A 14,976-nucleotide genomic window follows, 5' to 3' on the forward strand; every position below is an offset into this window, starting at 1 on the left:
TGTCCACATCGAAATACAAACCTATGCCGTGCGTGAAACTATTGGCAGCCGTCGGTCGGTCGAAAACCCGATCAATCGGCGACCACGTCCTCGCCGAGGAATCCACCCGACTGGTACCGCCACAGCTGCGCGTATGTTCCTTCCGCAGAAAGCAACTCCTCGTGTGCCCCCTCCTCGACGATTCGCCCGTGGTCGAGCACCACCAACCGGTCCATTCCGGCCACAGTGCTCAGCCGATGCGCGACGACCAGCGCCGTACGCCCGTGCATCAACTCCCAGAGCGCTTGCTGCACAAGCAATTCGCTTTCCGAGTCGAGAGCGCTGGTGGCCTCGTCCAAGAGCAGGATGGGCGCGTCCCGCAGGATGGCCCGAGCCAGCGCGACCCGCTGACGCTGGCCGCCGGACAGTTTCACGCCGCGCTCGCCGATGAGCGTTTCCATACCCTGCGGCAGCGCGTCCGCGAACTCGGTGACGTGCGCGGCCTTGGCGGCCCGCAGGATCTCCTCTTCCGTGGCCTCCGGGCGCGCGAACCGGATGTTCTCACTCAGGGTCCGGTGAAACATGGCCGGATCCTGTGGCACGTAGGCGATCAGACTGCGCAGATCCGCCTGCCGCAGCCGGGCCCCCGCATTCCCGCCGCTCAGACCCAACGCGATCAAGAGACCGATCACGTTGGTGAGCGCCACCAGCGGCGCCACCAGCGTATCTATCCGCAGGTTCGCGTAATCCCAGGAGCGCAACGACTTTCGCTGCGACGAGGCCACCCGCCGCTGATGCTCGGCCGCCTCCTGTGGTTCGGCAGCGAAGGCACGCACCACCTGCATATTGGCCAGGCTGTCGGCCAGATGCCCGGAAACCAGCGCAATGGCGGCCTCTCGGTCGTCCACCAGCTTCTGGCGGCGCTGGATCAAGGGCATGATGACCAGCGCGGTCACCACGATCATCCCCATCAGCGCGGCGACCAGCACGGGGTTGTAGCGCCACAACACAACCGAGGCGAACAGCAGCGGCACCAGTGCCGCCAGAATCTCGAAGGCGAGGGTGTCCACGAACTGTTCGAACCGAGCCGCGAAGCTGAGCGAGCGCTTCGTCAGCGAACCGGCGAAGTTGTTGTGGAAGAACGCCGCGTCCTTGGCGAGCAGCTCGTCCATGGCAAGCACATACAGGTGCTCGATTCCGTAGGCATCGACTCGGTTCAAGCAGTGAATCCCGATGCGCCACAGCAGTTCCGCGAGCAACAGGGCGCCACCGAAGGCGAGGGTATACGAGGCCAGAGCCCCGAAACTCGTATCCCCGGTTACCGCGACTCGACCGACCATCATCGCGACGATCAGCGGTGCGATGTACAGGTTGCAGATGTTGCCAAGTGCCGGCGCCAGCAGCGCCGGAATCGTTGTAGCCTTGCGAGAGTTCATTTCTCGGCCATAAAAACGCAGTACCAGCTTCACCGCCGTCGCGCGTGAACTCGCGTGAACTCATGCTCCCCTCGTCTCGAATTGAACGAGCGACTCAGGTGAGCAATGATCCCGCGTCCAGGCGGATTACAGCCAGCGAATATTCGCCAGGAAGGGTCGCACGACCGAAATGCGGAGCCCAAGAAGACCGAGACAGGGCTGCCGTAGGGCACAGCAGCTGTGAAGGTGGCGTCAAAATTGGCTGATACCAACATTTTCCGCGCGCTGTGATGTCAAATTTCAACTGCATCAATGGTGTAGAAGACCGATGCCACTAGTCAGGAGTGTGTGCGTGCCCCGTGAGATCGATTCCGCTGTCTTCCCGCACCTGGATGCGGACCTGGACCGTGTCCGTGACGTTCTCGGGCCCATACAGTTTCGTGGCAGACCCGAGCTGACCGCACTCACCGACGAGGGCCCGGACACGTCTCGTCGGATGGTGCGTCCGACGCTGACGTTGCTGTCGTACTACCTGCTCAACGATCCCGCGACCCCGGCCGACGACCGGGCGGTACGCGCCGCTGCCGGGGTGGAGTTGCTGCATCTGGGGTCGCTGTATCACGACGACGTCATCGATAACGCCGACCAGCGTCGCGGCCGCCCCAGCACCAACGCGGTGTGGGGTTCGCACCTCGCCGTGCTAGCCGGGGACTGCGTGACGACCTCGGGCACGCGCATGCTGGTCGAACTCGGCCATCGCGAGGTCTCCGCGGGGGCGATCGCGAGTGAGCAGATGTGCGCGGGCATGGTGATCGAGGCCGCCGATGAGTATGTGGCTACGCGCAGTGAGCAGTCCTACCTGGACGCGATCGACGGTAAGACGGCGGCGTTGTTGTCGTTTGCGTGCCGGGTCGGCGCGATGCAGGCCGGCCGCCCCGAGGATGTAGAAGAGGCGTTGGCCGAGTTCGGCCGACAGTTCGGGCTGGCCTACCAGTTGTATGACGACATCCTCGATTTGACCTCGACCGCCGAAGAAATGGGCAAGCCGGTCAACACGGATCTGTTCGAGGGCATCTACACATTGCCCGTGATTCGTGCGGCTGCCCGCGACCAACGTCTTGCCCGCCTGCTGGGCCAGCGAATGACGCGGGAGCAAGCCGCACGTGCCCGTGAGCTCGTAATCGACTCGGGCGCTGTGGAGGAAGCGCGGGCGATGGCCGATGATTTCATGGACCAGGCTGCCGGTCGACTTGCCGATGTACCCGTCAACCCACGCGTTCGCCACGCGATGATCGCCTACGCCCGGTCGGTACTCGATCGGCGAACTTCCCGCCCGGTCGTTTCCGGACCCTCGACGCCACCATCCCAGGCCGGCGGCGAGTCGGTCTCGCCGCAGGCCACGGAATGGCTGAGGAGCTGGATGGTGGACACCGGCCTGATCGACTCCTCGGCCGATTTCGACCACAACCACCGGTGGGTGGGAGTGTTCCGGTCTCCTGCGCAACAGCTCTTGGCCCCGGCGGACGCGGCCCGTGAACAGGCCTTCGTCGGTATGACCACGCTGCTGGCCGTGTGGGATGACCTGTTCGATGATCCGCAGCTGAGGGACCCGGAAGCTGTCACCGCGCTGAGGCGTGGGCTGGTGGCTGTGCTGCACCAGGATCCGCAGGTACCGCGGCGATCCGGCGCGATCGCGACGGCGTGGGCGAGTGTGTGGCCGCGAGTGCGCGAGGGCCGCACCATCGAATGGCAGGAGCGGTTCCTGGGAACCGTCGGAGAGTGGTTCGAAGCCTGCGAACGCGAAGCGCACCACCGCATCAACCACTACGTCCCCACCACGGCCGACTGGCTACCGCTGCGGAACTCGACCGGTGGGTTCGACATCGCTGCCGCCGTTTTGGAGGTACACCAGGATTGGGAAGTGCCGTCGACGCTGCGGAACCACCCGGTGATCCGCCGTCTCGAAGAACTCATCTCCTGGGTGGCCATGGTGGAGAACGATCTGGTGTCACTGGATCGGGACGAGGCCGACCATATCCCCTACAACCTGGTCAGGGCCATCCGTCAGGAAACCGGGTGCACCCGGAGTGAAGCCATCGAGCAGGCGCAGCGCCGGGTGACCGAGAAACACGCCCGGATCGACGCGGTGATCCGCTACCTCCCCGCTCTCCTCCGCGTATTGCCCGGTCTATCCGGCCGAAGGAAGGAGTACATCTCGCTCTACGAGAGCCTGAGGGATGTGGCGTTCACGGCGCGTCACGCCGATCGATACGCGCAAAGCTCGGCTTCCTCAGCGCCGCACTTGGAACGCTTGCGCCGTGATGTCTACTACTACCCCGCCGCTGATTCGGCTCCTAGCAGGCCGTAACCCCGTCTCACCAAAGAAGGTTGGTGAGACATCGATCAACGCGCGGTCGCGAGGTTGTCGGCCACGTGCGCGGAGCTCACCGTGCCGCGAATTGGCCTTCCCGGCACGGGTTTTCGTCGCTGCTTGGTAGCATGCGAACGGATGCCGGGCCACCGCATCGGCGGCAGGCAAGGGGCGATGATGGAAGTGGAGAACGTCCACCACTCATACGGCAGGCGGTCGGTGCTGCGTGGCATCGACATCATGCTGCCTGCCGGGACGCTGGTGGGCATCGTCGGTGAGAACGGGGTGGGGAAGTCGACGCTGTTGAAGGTCCTTTCCGGAGAGCTGCGACCGGACCGGGGAACGATCCGGCACCGTGGGCGGTTCGGCTACTGCCCGCAGCAGGTGGTCCTGAACGACGCCTTCACAGTTCGCCAACACCTGGACTTCTTCGCCGCCGCTTATGCCGTTCCGGATCTGCGGCGGGCCGAGGAGACCATGGAGATCCTCCGGTTCTCCGAGTACACCGGTGAGCGGGTCGCGACGCTGAGCGGCGGCACCCGGCAGAAGCTCAACCTGACGTTGGCGGTGATGCACGACCCGCAGGTTCTGCTGCTCGACGAGCCATACCAGGGTTTCGACTGGGAGACGTATCTGCGTTTCTGGGATCTCGTCACAGCGTTCCGTGACACCGGCCGGTCGGTTCTGGTCGTCTCCCATCTGGCCCACGACACCGACAAGCTGGATCAGGTGTGGCGGTTGCACGACGGGGTCCTACAAGACAGACAAGAGAAGGCTGGATGAGCAACGGCATTCGACTGTTCTTGATCGCCACCCGCTATGGCCTCATCGAGCACGCACGTAACCGGTTCGCCATGGTGTTGGTGGCCGCCTTCGTCCCTATATTGATCACTCTGGTGCGCGTGGCCGTCACCGACATCGAGGTACCGTTCCGGCTTCGAGACACCGGTCTCGTTCTGCGCGCAAACGGCAATGAGCTCGCTCAGATCAGCGGCGCCCTGATGGCGGTCTCCCTGATCATCGGGTTCATGATGTTCGCGGCGACGTTCAGCAGCGGAGCATTCGACCGGCGACTGTCGATGGCCGGATATCCCCGGGTCGCGCTCGGTCTGGCGAAGATCGCCTGCCTGGTGGTGGCCTCCGTGGTGGTCTGCGCGTACGCCACCGCTGTCATCTGCTGCTACTGGTCGCCTCGGCAGCCGGTCCTGCTCACTGCGGCGCTTTTCGGCGCGGCGATGACCTACGGGGCGCTGGGTGTCGCCCTCGGCGCGCTGCTGCGCCGCGAGGTGGAGGGCATGTTCGCCATCGCGATGATCAGCTGCTTCGACATGGCCGTGCAGAACCCCATCGCCAGCATCGGGGCAGACAGCGAGCTCGTGCGCTGGCTGCCCTCCTACGGGGCCATGCAGGCTTCGACCGCGGCCGGTTTCTCCGAGACCACGCCATTCGCGGGCTTCGCCGTGCAACTGGCCTGGTTCACCGCGAGCGTCCTCGTCGGACTGATCGCTTTCCATCTGCGCACCCGCTCATCTCTTCGGCCCATGTTGTGGATCCGCCTCCTCGGACCTCGTATCCCGGGACCGACGAAATCCGGACATCTGACGAAGCATTGAGGGTGTGTCCCGCCCCATCACCACGGTGGATCGGGCGGGGCACACCCTGGCTTTGTCAGGTGTGGGGGCTTACGGCGCGGTAGGAGCCGGTTCGGCCGCCTGGTAGTAGATCTCACGGCGCAAACGTTCCAAGTCCGGCGCTGCGGAAGCGGAGGTCGGCTCGTACCGATCGCTCTCACGTCCCCAGAGCGCCACATTCGTGATGTTCGCGTATATCTGCGCGTAATCCTTCCTCTTACCCGACAGGCCGGGAAGCACGCGGATGAGTCCGGGAATGTAGCGGATCACCGCCTCGAGCTGGGCGCGATGCTCCGCCACCTGGCGCTGCACCTGCTCGACGGCTTCGCTACGGGTGCAGCCGGTCTCGTGACGGACCGCCCGCACCAAGTTGTAGGGGACTTGGTCGGCCTCGTCCTGATCCAACCCCACCAGGTCGTTCTCCACGAAGGTCACCCAGAAGGCGAGTTCCTCGAACCGTCGGATCACGGGGTGGCTGCGCAGCTTCGACGGCAGTTCCCCGTCCTGGTACACCTCCATGCAGGCGAGGGCGATTTCGATCCCACTGGTCGCGATCCGCAGCGGCAGGTAGTCGGCCGTGGCGGGTACGTAGCCGTTGATGCGATGGTGCGCTTCACGTTCGGCCGCTTCGAACCACTCCTCGAGGCCGTCGAGGAACCGCTCCTGCCAGCGGGCGGTCCGGCCCTCACGCAGACGCGGCCACAAACTCGCCCAGGCCGTTGAGATCGCGCCGGGCCGTGACGGCGCCTGCGGGTCCTGGCGCACCATCGCCACCATGCCGCGCCTCAGCGCGGTGACGGCCTGCGGATCCTGCAGCTGCGGATCCTCGAAGAGGTCGTCCAACGCAAGGACCAGCACGGCCATACCGTAGGTCGTCTGTTCACGTGCCGCGTCCGCTGCCGGGGTCAAGGTCTGTGCCGGGACCTGGATCGCTCCTGTCCACCGGTGGTAGTCGGCCTCGGCAGGAGTGAGGGCAAGCCCGGTGTCCACCAGCCAGCTCCGCAACCATTGCGCGACGTGCGGCGGGAGCCCGGCGCCCTGAGCTCGGGGCGACTGCGTCGCACGCGGGGCGGCCGCGGTACCGGGAGTTCGCCGGTCGAGGATGGACCTGGCGTAGGCGATCATCGCGTCGCGGGCGCGTGGGTCGGCGGGCACATCGGCAAGTCGACCGGCAGCCTGGTCCAAGAATTCATCGGCCATCGCCCGCGCTTCGTCCACGGCGCCGGAGGCGATGACGAGCTCGTGGGCCCGCGCGGCTTGCTCACGCGTCATTGCTCTGCGTAGCAGTCGGACAAGGTTCCCGTCGCGGGCGGCCGCGCGAATCACGGGCAGCGTGTAGATGCCCTCGGGCAGATCCGCGTTGACGGGCTTGCCCATTTCTTCGGCGGTCGAGGTCAGGTCGAGAATGTCGTCACACAACTGGTAGGCCAGCCCGAAATATCGGCCGAACAGGGCCAACGCCTCTTCTGCAGCCTCTTGGCAGCCGGCCTGCACCGCGCCGACCCGGCATGCCAGCGAGAGCACCGCCGCCGTTTTACCGTCGATCGCGTCCAGGTAGGACTGCTCGCTGCGGGAGGCCACATAGAGGTCGGCGGCCTCGATCACCATGCCCGCGCACATCTGCTCACCCGCGATCGCCCCCGCGAGAACTTCCCGCCGGCCGAGTTCGGCCAACATGCGCACGCTCGCGAGCATCACCGAGTCCCCACCCAGTACCGCCATATGCGAACCCCACACCACGTTGGCACTGGGACGGCCGCGACGCTCGTACGCGTGATCGACGACGTCGTCGTGGTAGAGCGAGCCCAGATGCAGCAACTCGACGGCAGCGGCTGCGCGCACCACCCGATCGTCGGCCGGGGTCGCGGGATCGGTGAGCAGGTAGTACGACAACAGGGTCAAAGTGGGACGAACCAAACGGCGAGAGGTGTCCGGCCCATCGTCGGTGAGTGCGGTCAGTTCAGGCCTGCCCTCCAGTCGAACAGGTCCGAGAACGTCACGGACGCGGTCCAAGTCCGCATCCAGATGTGGGAAGACAGCCGAATCGATTTCACGTGACACGAGGGCACTCCTGACTGGTTACATCGGTCATCTGCAACACCATTGATCATTGGAATTGGACACCAACTTCGCACGGAAGATGTTGGTATCAGCCAATTTTGATGCCTCCCCAACGTGGGCGATGCCAAGTGGCGAGCGCCGTCGCCGGCGAGTGCCTCGGCGACGCGCTGGTTCGACAGGAGGTCGTGATGGCGGCTGGTCGGCGCGCATGATGAGCGCGGTGGTGCTGACGAGCACCCTCGTGTGTGGTCTCAGCTGGCATCGGCAGCCATCGCCGATCTCGAAGTGATGGCGGCCTCGAGGTCCACCTCATACCCGTAAGCCGTATCAGTACCGACCAAAGACAGTCTGCGAGTTCATGTTCGAGGCCTTCACGGCCTCCCGGCATGGACCCTGTTCCTTCGGCTGCCATGAGAGCTTCGCGAGGTCACCGACATCGCTTCCGAGACATGGTCGGCGGCATGCGGTTTCGGTTGCCGGCATGCGAGTCGACCGCGGCGACCATACCGTGGAATGCAGCTGTGGACCGTTGTGCCGTCGATCTTGCCGGGTGTTGCAGTAGCTGGTTGCGGTTGGCATTATTGGTCACCGTATGCCGTTGGTTTCTGATTCCGCGTCGCACAGCCTCGAGGGTTTGTCCGTTGGTGATGCGTTGGGTGCTCAGTTCTTCGTGCCCGGCAACTCCGTCGCTGATCTGCTCGCCGGGCGAGTGCCAGCGACCCCGTGGCAGTGGACCGACGACACCGAGATGGCCTGTTCGGTGTACTCGGAAGTCCGCGGCCGCGGCTGTGTCGACCGGGACGCGCTCGCAGGCGCTTTCGCCGATCGCTGCGAACCGTATCGTGGCTATGGCGGCGGCACAGTCGTTGTGCTGCACGAGATTCGCGACGGGCGCCCCTGGGAGGAAGCGGCCGCAGCTGCTTTCGACGGGCGCGGATCATGGGGAAACGGAGCTGCGATGCGGGTCGCCCCGCTCGGGGCGTACTTCGCTGGAGACCTGCGCCGAGCGGCAGCGCAAGCCGCGCTGTCCGCCGAGGTCACCCATCGGCACCCGGAAGCGATCGTGGGTGCCATGGCGGTCGCCGCCGCGGCGAGCCACGCTGCGGCGACTCGCGGAAAAGGCTGTGTACCAAGTGAATTGCTGCACGTGGTAGAGCCGTATCTGGTTGATGGTCGGACCGCGGACGGTGTCCGGCGAGCTCGAAAGCTACTCGGCCGATCGGTAGCCGAAGCAGCTTACGAGCTCGGCAACGGCGCACAAGTCAGCGCCCAGGACACGGTGCCGTTCACGCTGTGGGCAGCCGCCACCTTTCTCTGTGACTATCCGGCCGCCGTCACCGCGTGCATCGAGGCCGGCGGGGATGTGGACACGACGGCCGCGATCGTCGGTGGAATCGTGGCAGCACACACCGGGATCGGAAGCCGAGGCACGATACGCGGAATACCGGAACAGTGGTTGTCGGCACGTGAGCCCCTACCCGCATGGGCGACAGACTGACGCCGATCATCAGCGAGGCGAGCCAGCCGGGACACGTCGGCTGCTGCTGCCGCAGACGCAACACGCGATAATGCCGATGGGCTCCCGCATCGTCTACCTTCGCTACCAGCGCATGCGCTGAGTTGGTTTATGCCAGGCCGCCTCGGAGAGAGTTTCGAACCGTCCCATCCGGCAGTAGTTCCTCGTCTCCCTGTCGGCAACACCGACAACGAAGGACCAAGCATGCAAGCCATCATCGTTGGGAATCGTGACGCCGGTGTCGCCGGGATGACCCTGACTCACGACCTGCCTTACCCCCACGCCGCCGAGAACGACGTGATCGTGAAAGTACACGCCGCCGGGTTCACCCCTGGCGAGCTGGACTGGCCCGGCACCTGGACCGACCGCGCCGGCCGGGACCGGACCCCGAGCGTGCCTGGCCATGAGTTGTCGGGCGTGATCGTCGAGCTGGGGTACGGCACCACTGGTTTGACTGTCGGCCAGCGGGTCTTCGGTCTGGCCGACTGGACCCGCAACGGCACACTTGCCGAATACACCGCGGTGGAAGCCCGCAACCTCGCTCCCCTGCCCGCAGATATCGACTACATCGTGGCCGCCGCGCTGCCGATCTCGGGGCTGACCGCGTGGCAGGGCCTATTCGACCACGCCCGCCTCACCACCGGTCAGACCGTCCTGATCCACGGCGCCGCCGGCGGTGTCGGCTCGATCGCGGTGCAACTCGCCCGCGAGGCCGGGGCCCGAGTCATCGGCACCGGCCGGGCCCGCGACCGCGACCGCGCGCTCACGTTCGGCGTGCACACCTTCCTGGCCCTGGACACCGAGCCGCTGGAGCAGGCCGGCGAAGTCGATGTGGTATTCGACGTGATCGGCGGAGACGTCCTGGATCGCTCGACCACCCTGGTACGCGCCGGCGGAACCCTGGTCACCATCGCCATGCCACCCACGATCCAGCCCGACAACGGACGCGCCGTCTTCTTCGTCGTCGAGCCCGACCGGACCCAACTCACCGAGCTCGCCACGCGCCTGCGCGACGGCCGCATCAAGCCGGCCGTCGGTGCCGTCCGCCCACTCGCCGAAGCACCCGACGCCTTCAATCCCGGCAGGCACAGCCCCGGCAAGACGATCATCCGCGTCAGCGAAGAATGAACACACACCGCCGTTCAAGCTGATTGCGATCGGACGCCGAGTCGGAGACCTGGGCCCCGATCCCACGCCGATGCATTCCGACTGCAGAGAATACGAGACAGCAACAGCGCGCCGGCTGCAACCAGAGCGAGTAGCCGCTGGGGGCGCGGTCTCAGTCAAGCGCCGTCAGTGCTGAATCAAGCCGCCAACCGGGACGGGAGCGACGTGGCCGGTTGCTGGAAGGCGCTGAGCCAAGGCGAGGCCGATCTCCACGAGGGATGACCGGCGCAGGCAGGCGATGTCCGGGATCGGAGTCCAGACCGATTCAGCGGTCTCACCGTTGGGCTCAGGTCGGAGCTGACCGCCGGTGACACGGACCTGATAGAAAATGCCGACATTCTGGTGTTCGGCTCCGGCACGCGCGGCTGCCGCGGGTATCACCCTCGAATCCACGCCGAGCAGGCGTTCGACAATCCCGTGGCAACCAGTTTCTTCAGCGAGCTCCCGGGTCACCGCATCGAACGGATCCTCGGCGTGCTCGACCTGACCACCTGGGAGAGTCCAGCGGGTCTCGCCGCTCTGCGGTACGTGATGGGCGAGCAGCAACCGCCCGTTATCGATACAGACGGCGTACGCCGCCAGCCTGAAACTCATTCCCCAAAACACCCCGCCGGGGCACTTCGGGAGGACGCGGCACCGTCGGGGTCTGAGATACCGAAGACGTGGTAGGCGCGGGTCCGCGGCGGCGTCGTGCGCACCATAGAAACCAACAGCGCCCCGCTCGCCTCCAGCACTTGCAGCAGGCCGTCGGGCCCAGCCGCACGGTCTGCGTTCGCTGGGCCGCCGGCTCGTCGACTCTCCCAGCGGAACGGCACCTCGCCGTCCAAGGGCGGCGTTGTGGGGGCTAGTTGAACGGCAAGGTGGAGGTCTTCGGCAGTGACCCGGGCCCGGGGAGAGCCACTCTCAGCTGATCGGGACATCACCGAACCATACCCACAATCGAAGGGGCACACCGCAGTTGACTCATACGCTGTGCCTGCGCCCTGGGCGTGGCCGGTCCGGCCGACTGGTCGGGTTCGCCTGGTATCTGTTGACCGGCATATCCGCACATGCCGCTTGCGACGCGGTCAGCCGTGCCTACGCGGAAAGCACCCGTAGGAGTCCCATTCCGACCTTCCGGTCGAGCCACAACCATTGAGCGGCAGGCAATCTCGCGCGACGCCCGCACACGCCGATTACGAGGCATCGCGCCCACGATGTCAGGTCTTGTCGAACTCGGGTGCAGGCAACCGACGGCAAGAGGCGGGTGCGATCTTCGGTGCCGGCTAATGGCGAGGCAGCGCCGATCTTGTCTGCAGAGCGGCACGGCTATGCCGCTGGGCGAGTGGTCGCGCGCGAGAAGTGTTGGGCTCAGAGCATGCCGGATTAGCCGGTTGCATGCTGTCGCCGGAGCTGCGCGGCAATTCGGTCGATGAAATCCCGCTGATCTGCGGGTTTGAACGGCAGAATGTCGCCATGCGTATATTTGCCCGATTGTTGCAGTCTGCCGTCGCCGGCGCGCTGGTCGTGGCGGCCGGTCATTGCGTCGCGGCCGCGCCCGCCGCGAGCGACACCCATATTCAGTTGCCATGGCTGACTGCTGAGCCGGACGGCGTGCAGGCGCCGGGGGCAGCGCTGGCAGACGGAATCACCGGCACGGTGCTGTGGTCGCGACAGGCGAACACCCCGGTCCCGATAGCCAGCATCACGAAGGTGATGACGGCACTGGTCGTGATCAATGCCGGCGACCTCGACCGGACTATCACCGTGCCGCAAGAAATCATCGCCTACGGCGCCAAGTACGACGGAAGCAACGCAGGCCTGATACCCGGCGAGGTGCTCACCGCGCGACAGCTCCTGTACGCGATGATGCTGCCATCCGGCTGCGATGCCGCCTATACCCTTGCCGAGGCGTACGGGCCCGGCCAAGACGGCTTCATCGCCAAAATGAACGAGACCGCGCGTCAAATGGGCCTGGCGGGAACATATTTCACCGACCCCAGCGGGTTGCCCGCCCCCACCGACCACTCGACCTACTCCACACCGGCGGACCTGGTTGCGCTCGGCCTGCGGGCGATGAGCCTGCCGGTGTTCCGCGACATCGTCAGGTCGCGGAGCTATCACCTGCCCGCCGGCCCGGGCAACCGCGATCATCTCTGGCAGACCACGAACTCGCTGCTGCGTGACTATCCCGGCACTATCGGCATCAAAACCGGATCCACCGACGCTGCGGGAACGTGCCTGCTGTTCGAGTCGGTCAGGGCAGGAATACCGCTGATCGGTGTGGTCCTGCACAGCTCACCCGACAGCAACGTCGCCGCAAAGGAGGACGCCGAGCGCATGTTGAACTGGGCCTACAACCCGATCCTGAGCGCGCTGCCGATCAGTTAGCACCGAATGCGGCAGGCTGCCTGCGGATCCCGGTGCGCACCAGGACGATCCGCGGCCACAGGACGACCGTGTCCGCCAACCTGGCCACCGCCAGGTAGGCACGCATGCCGCGATCGGGGTGGTGAATAGCTCGCCGATCGCGGTCATCGTGAGGCATCGAGGCGCTGCTGACTGCTGCGGGGGACTCCGCCCACCTCGGCGATTTCGCACTCGTGACGATGCTTGGCTTGTTGGGGTTGCGGATCTTCGAAGCCTGTCACTCCGACATCGAAGACCTCGGCGAGGAACATGGCCACCGCGTACTACATGTGGTGGGCGAAGGCGCCGAAGTCGTTCTGGTGCCCTGCCTCCGGCAGTCGGCCGGGCAATCGACCGATCGCGTGGTGACCGGTTGTGCGGCTGCGGCCGATCCTGCTGAACACTCGCATCCGACGGATGGACCCGGCCGTTCATGTCGTACAACCCAGTTCGAGTTCGACCGCTGCGGGGTTTTGGCGGCGTGGCGATATAGCGTCGCCGTGCCCGATTTCAGCGGTGGACGTGTCGTCGCGATTATGTGGACGCATTTACTCCGTGGTCCAGTACGCGCACGGGCATCAAATGTGACGAAGTCCAACCGAGGAATGTGAAGCAGGTCATTGCCCGAGAAGGCGTGGTTGGGCATCGTCAGCAATTCGTTTTTGGAAAGAACCTGGTTGGAGATGCCTGAATGGCCGACCACGATTTTGCTTACGACCTCACGCTGGACGAGGCACGACGGCGCAGCGCCGTCGTCGCGGCGCTCGGTGACGACTGGGATCCGGTCGCGGTGCTCGCCGAGGAAGACCTGGCCTACGACATGCTGTACTCGAATCTCGACGATGAGCAGCAGCGGATCTATGAGGAACTCGTCCGGGCCGGGATCCTGCCGGATCGGGCCACGCGCCAGATTGCCGACTGATCTCACCACCGAGTCATGACTGGTGATCGTCGTGTTGCCTCCGGCGAGTCGTGACCTAGCTACTCCGGCTCTCGGCTGAGTTTCGTGGCAGTGGATCCGAAGCAATGCCGCCTATCGTGCGTTTCTCTACGGCCACGCGGCCGCACCCTGAGGTTCGACGGTCGGTGGCCGCAGTGATCTTGCGGGCCATCGCAACCACGGCGGGACTGGACTCACCCTTGCCGGACCCGGCGGCGGCTTCGACGGCGACCAGGACGGTGTGGCGGATAGCGTCATTCGAGTTCGCGTCCGGCCAGCCATAGTTGTTCGAAGTGCCCGATCGCGGCCCGGACGAATGTCGATTCGTCGATGCGGAATCCGCTCAGCTGTTGGGTGGTTCCGGTGGTGAAGGCGAGGAAGGCGACGGCGTCGTCGAAAATTTATCCGGTAGCGCGCCCGATGTACCTCGGCGAGCATCGCGGCGTAGAACTCGCTGTCGGACAACGGCTTCAGCGTCGCACTCGCGAGCGGCGCGCGACCGCTGAGGGCGGCACTGTCGATGCCGCGCGATCGGTCGGCTCGCATCCAGCGCTGCTTCCACTCCGAGCTATCGCCGCCGCACCCTTCGACGAACGCCTGTGTCTGCTCCCAGGATGGGAACCGGTGCCCATTGAGTATCGCGGACACGGTAGCGGAACTTGCATTGATCGCAGCGGCGAGCACTCGATATTTCGGACGGCCCGCGGCGCGGTGTAGTTCCCTGAGCGACAAGGCGAAGCTGTCGGTCGGCCGGTCCCGGTGTGACAAGCGGCCTGTACCGCAATGCGAGGTTTATCCATGCCCACCCGGACGACGCCACGCACGGGACCGACGAACATAGGTGGTTCAGTGTGCGGTGGCGGTCAGCACTGTACGTCCACATCAGGGGCATTCGCGGCGAAGGATACGTGCACGTGGTCGTAGTGATTTGCGGTCGGGCTCCCTCTGTCTTCCATGTACGACCAGCCGTTGCCGTCGTTGTATCGCTGCCGCCAGATCACGTAGGTCACACCGAAACGCTGCTGATTGGCCAGCACGAATTCGGCGATCGCATCGCCGTGTGCGGAATCAGATGTCATGAAATCGACTGCCAGGCCGGCGCCGTGATCGCCGTCGCCACGGCTCAAAGCACCGCCGATGTCGGTGATCCCGAACATCTTTCCGAGGAAGTTTCCCACCTGTGCAACATGCGGTCGGGTGCCGGCGAGTTCGGTCGAACACGGGACGCGTAGGTGTTTGATGTATTCCTCGGCCGACGGTGGTAGTTGCTCGGCCGCAGCTGCCGGTGCCGGCTGTGCCGTCGACGGCGCGGCGGCAGGGGCTGCTTGGACCGCGGCATGCTGAGCGGTCGGGCTCGCCACCCACAGCACGACCGCGACAATGGCAGCGATGCCACACGCAGCCACAACCACAGCTAGCGGAGTGCGCTTGCGGCCTACCGGACGTCTGCGGTGTTGACCAGGCATAATATTGATTACTGGCTATCGTTGGGGACACGTCACCGATAC

At 65.3% G+C, this 14,976-nt stretch carries 12 protein-coding genes; 8 read left to right on the forward strand and 4 right to left on the reverse strand.

What is annotated here, in order from left to right; genetic code table 11:
- Positions 1–71: 71 nt before the first annotated feature.
- On the reverse strand, positions 72–1,415 hold the full coding sequence (locus OIE68_RS22130) for an ABC transporter ATP-binding protein/permease (protein WP_327101250.1): 1,344 nt from the start codon (positions 1,413–1,415) through the stop codon (positions 72–74).
- Between the two features lie 331 nt (positions 1,416–1,746).
- Here OIE68_RS22130 and OIE68_RS22135 point away from each other — a divergent pair, with 331 nt between their 5' ends.
- From OIE68_RS22135 to OIE68_RS22145, 3 genes are all read left to right on the forward strand, one after another.
- The gene (locus tag OIE68_RS22135) at positions 1,747–3,762 is read left to right on the forward strand and encodes a polyprenyl synthetase family protein (RefSeq protein WP_327101251.1); all 2,016 of its coding nucleotides are present in this window, start codon (positions 1,747–1,749) and stop codon (positions 3,760–3,762) included.
- Positions 3,763–3,903: 141 nt separating this feature from the next.
- Positions 3,904–4,548: an ABC transporter ATP-binding protein gene (locus OIE68_RS22140; protein WP_327101252.1), complete on the forward strand. Its 645-nt coding sequence runs from the start codon at positions 3,904–3,906 to the stop codon at positions 4,546–4,548.
- The gene (locus OIE68_RS22145; RefSeq protein WP_327101253.1) at positions 4,545–5,378 is read left to right on the forward strand and encodes a hypothetical protein; all 834 of its coding nucleotides are present in this window, start codon (positions 4,545–4,547) and stop codon (positions 5,376–5,378) included. The genes OIE68_RS22140 and OIE68_RS22145 overlap by 4 nt, the downstream gene beginning before the upstream one ends.
- A 69-nt stretch (positions 5,379–5,447) precedes the next feature.
- Here OIE68_RS22145 and OIE68_RS22150 read toward each other — a convergent pair whose 3' ends face one another.
- Positions 5,448–7,457: a polyprenyl synthetase family protein gene (locus tag OIE68_RS22150; RefSeq protein ID WP_327101254.1), complete on the reverse strand. Its 2,010-nt coding sequence runs from the start codon at positions 7,455–7,457 to the stop codon at positions 5,448–5,450.
- A gap of 592 nt (positions 7,458–8,049) precedes the next feature.
- Here OIE68_RS22150 and OIE68_RS22155 point away from each other — a divergent pair.
- Positions 8,050–8,955 (forward strand): ADP-ribosylglycohydrolase family protein, encoded by a 906-nt coding sequence (locus OIE68_RS22155; protein WP_327101255.1) that lies wholly within the window; start codon positions 8,050–8,052, stop codon positions 8,953–8,955.
- A 222-nt stretch (positions 8,956–9,177) separates the two neighbouring features.
- The gene (locus OIE68_RS22160; protein WP_327101256.1) at positions 9,178–10,101 is read left to right on the forward strand and encodes an NADP-dependent oxidoreductase; all 924 of its coding nucleotides are present in this window, start codon (positions 9,178–9,180) and stop codon (positions 10,099–10,101) included.
- Positions 10,102–10,266: 165 nt separating this feature from the next.
- Here OIE68_RS22160 and OIE68_RS22165 read toward each other — a convergent pair whose 3' ends face one another.
- Entirely contained in the window at positions 10,267–10,734 is a 468-nt protein-coding gene (locus OIE68_RS22165; protein WP_327101257.1) for an NUDIX hydrolase, read from the reverse strand.
- Between the two features lie 861 nt (positions 10,735–11,595).
- Here OIE68_RS22165 and OIE68_RS22170 point away from each other — a divergent pair.
- From OIE68_RS22170 to OIE68_RS22180, 3 genes are all read left to right on the forward strand, one after another.
- Positions 11,596–12,510, forward strand: coding sequence for a D-alanyl-D-alanine carboxypeptidase family protein (locus OIE68_RS22170; RefSeq protein ID WP_327101258.1), 915 nt, complete (start codon positions 11,596–11,598; stop codon positions 12,508–12,510).
- Positions 12,511–12,728: 218 nt separating this feature from the next.
- Positions 12,729–13,139, forward strand: coding sequence for a hypothetical protein (locus OIE68_RS22175; protein ID WP_327101259.1), 411 nt, complete (start codon positions 12,729–12,731; stop codon positions 13,137–13,139).
- Positions 13,140–13,219: 80 nt separating this feature from the next.
- Positions 13,220–13,450 carry a DUF6400 family protein gene (locus tag OIE68_RS22180; protein WP_327101260.1) on the forward strand — a complete coding sequence of 77 codons (231 nt, stop codon included), beginning with the start codon at positions 13,220–13,222 and terminating at the stop codon, positions 13,448–13,450.
- Positions 13,451–14,331: 881 nt separating this feature from the next.
- Here OIE68_RS22180 and OIE68_RS22185 read toward each other — a convergent pair.
- Positions 14,332–14,934 (reverse strand): hypothetical protein, encoded by a 603-nt coding sequence (locus OIE68_RS22185; RefSeq protein ID WP_327101261.1) that lies wholly within the window; start codon positions 14,932–14,934, stop codon positions 14,332–14,334.
- Positions 14,935–14,976: the final 42 nt, after the last annotated feature.

The sequence above is a fragment of the Nocardia vinacea genome (assembly GCF_035920345.1).
Taxonomy (GTDB): Bacteria; Actinomycetota; Actinomycetes; order Mycobacteriales; family Mycobacteriaceae; genus Nocardia; species Nocardia vinacea_A.

Bases quoted from the DNA above. Each gene is read 5' to 3' on its own strand.
- OIE68_RS22130 (WP_327101250.1), bottom strand. From the start codon at position 1,415: ATGAACTCTCGCAAGGCTACAACGATTCCGGCGCTGCTGGCGCCGGCA.
- OIE68_RS22140 (WP_327101252.1), top strand. From the start codon at position 3,904: ATGCCGGGCCACCGCATCGGCGGCAGGCAAGGGGCGATGATGGAAGTG.
- OIE68_RS22145 (WP_327101253.1), top strand. From the start codon at position 4,545: ATGAGCAACGGCATTCGACTGTTCTTGATCGCCACCCGCTATGGCCTC.
- OIE68_RS22155 (WP_327101255.1), top strand. From the start codon at position 8,050: ATGCCGTTGGTTTCTGATTCCGCGTCGCACAGCCTCGAGGGTTTGTCC.
- OIE68_RS22160 (WP_327101256.1), top strand. From the start codon at position 9,178: ATGCAAGCCATCATCGTTGGGAATCGTGACGCCGGTGTCGCCGGGATG.
- OIE68_RS22165 (WP_327101257.1), bottom strand. From the start codon at position 10,734: ATGAGTTTCAGGCTGGCGGCGTACGCCGTCTGTATCGATAACGGGCGG.
- OIE68_RS22170 (WP_327101258.1), top strand. From the start codon at position 11,596: ATGCGTATATTTGCCCGATTGTTGCAGTCTGCCGTCGCCGGCGCGCTG.
- OIE68_RS22175 (WP_327101259.1), top strand. From the start codon at position 12,729: ATGCTTGGCTTGTTGGGGTTGCGGATCTTCGAAGCCTGTCACTCCGAC.
- OIE68_RS22180 (WP_327101260.1), top strand. From the start codon at position 13,220: ATGGCCGACCACGATTTTGCTTACGACCTCACGCTGGACGAGGCACGA.
- OIE68_RS22185 (WP_327101261.1), bottom strand. From the start codon at position 14,934: ATGCCTGGTCAACACCGCAGACGTCCGGTAGGCCGCAAGCGCACTCCG.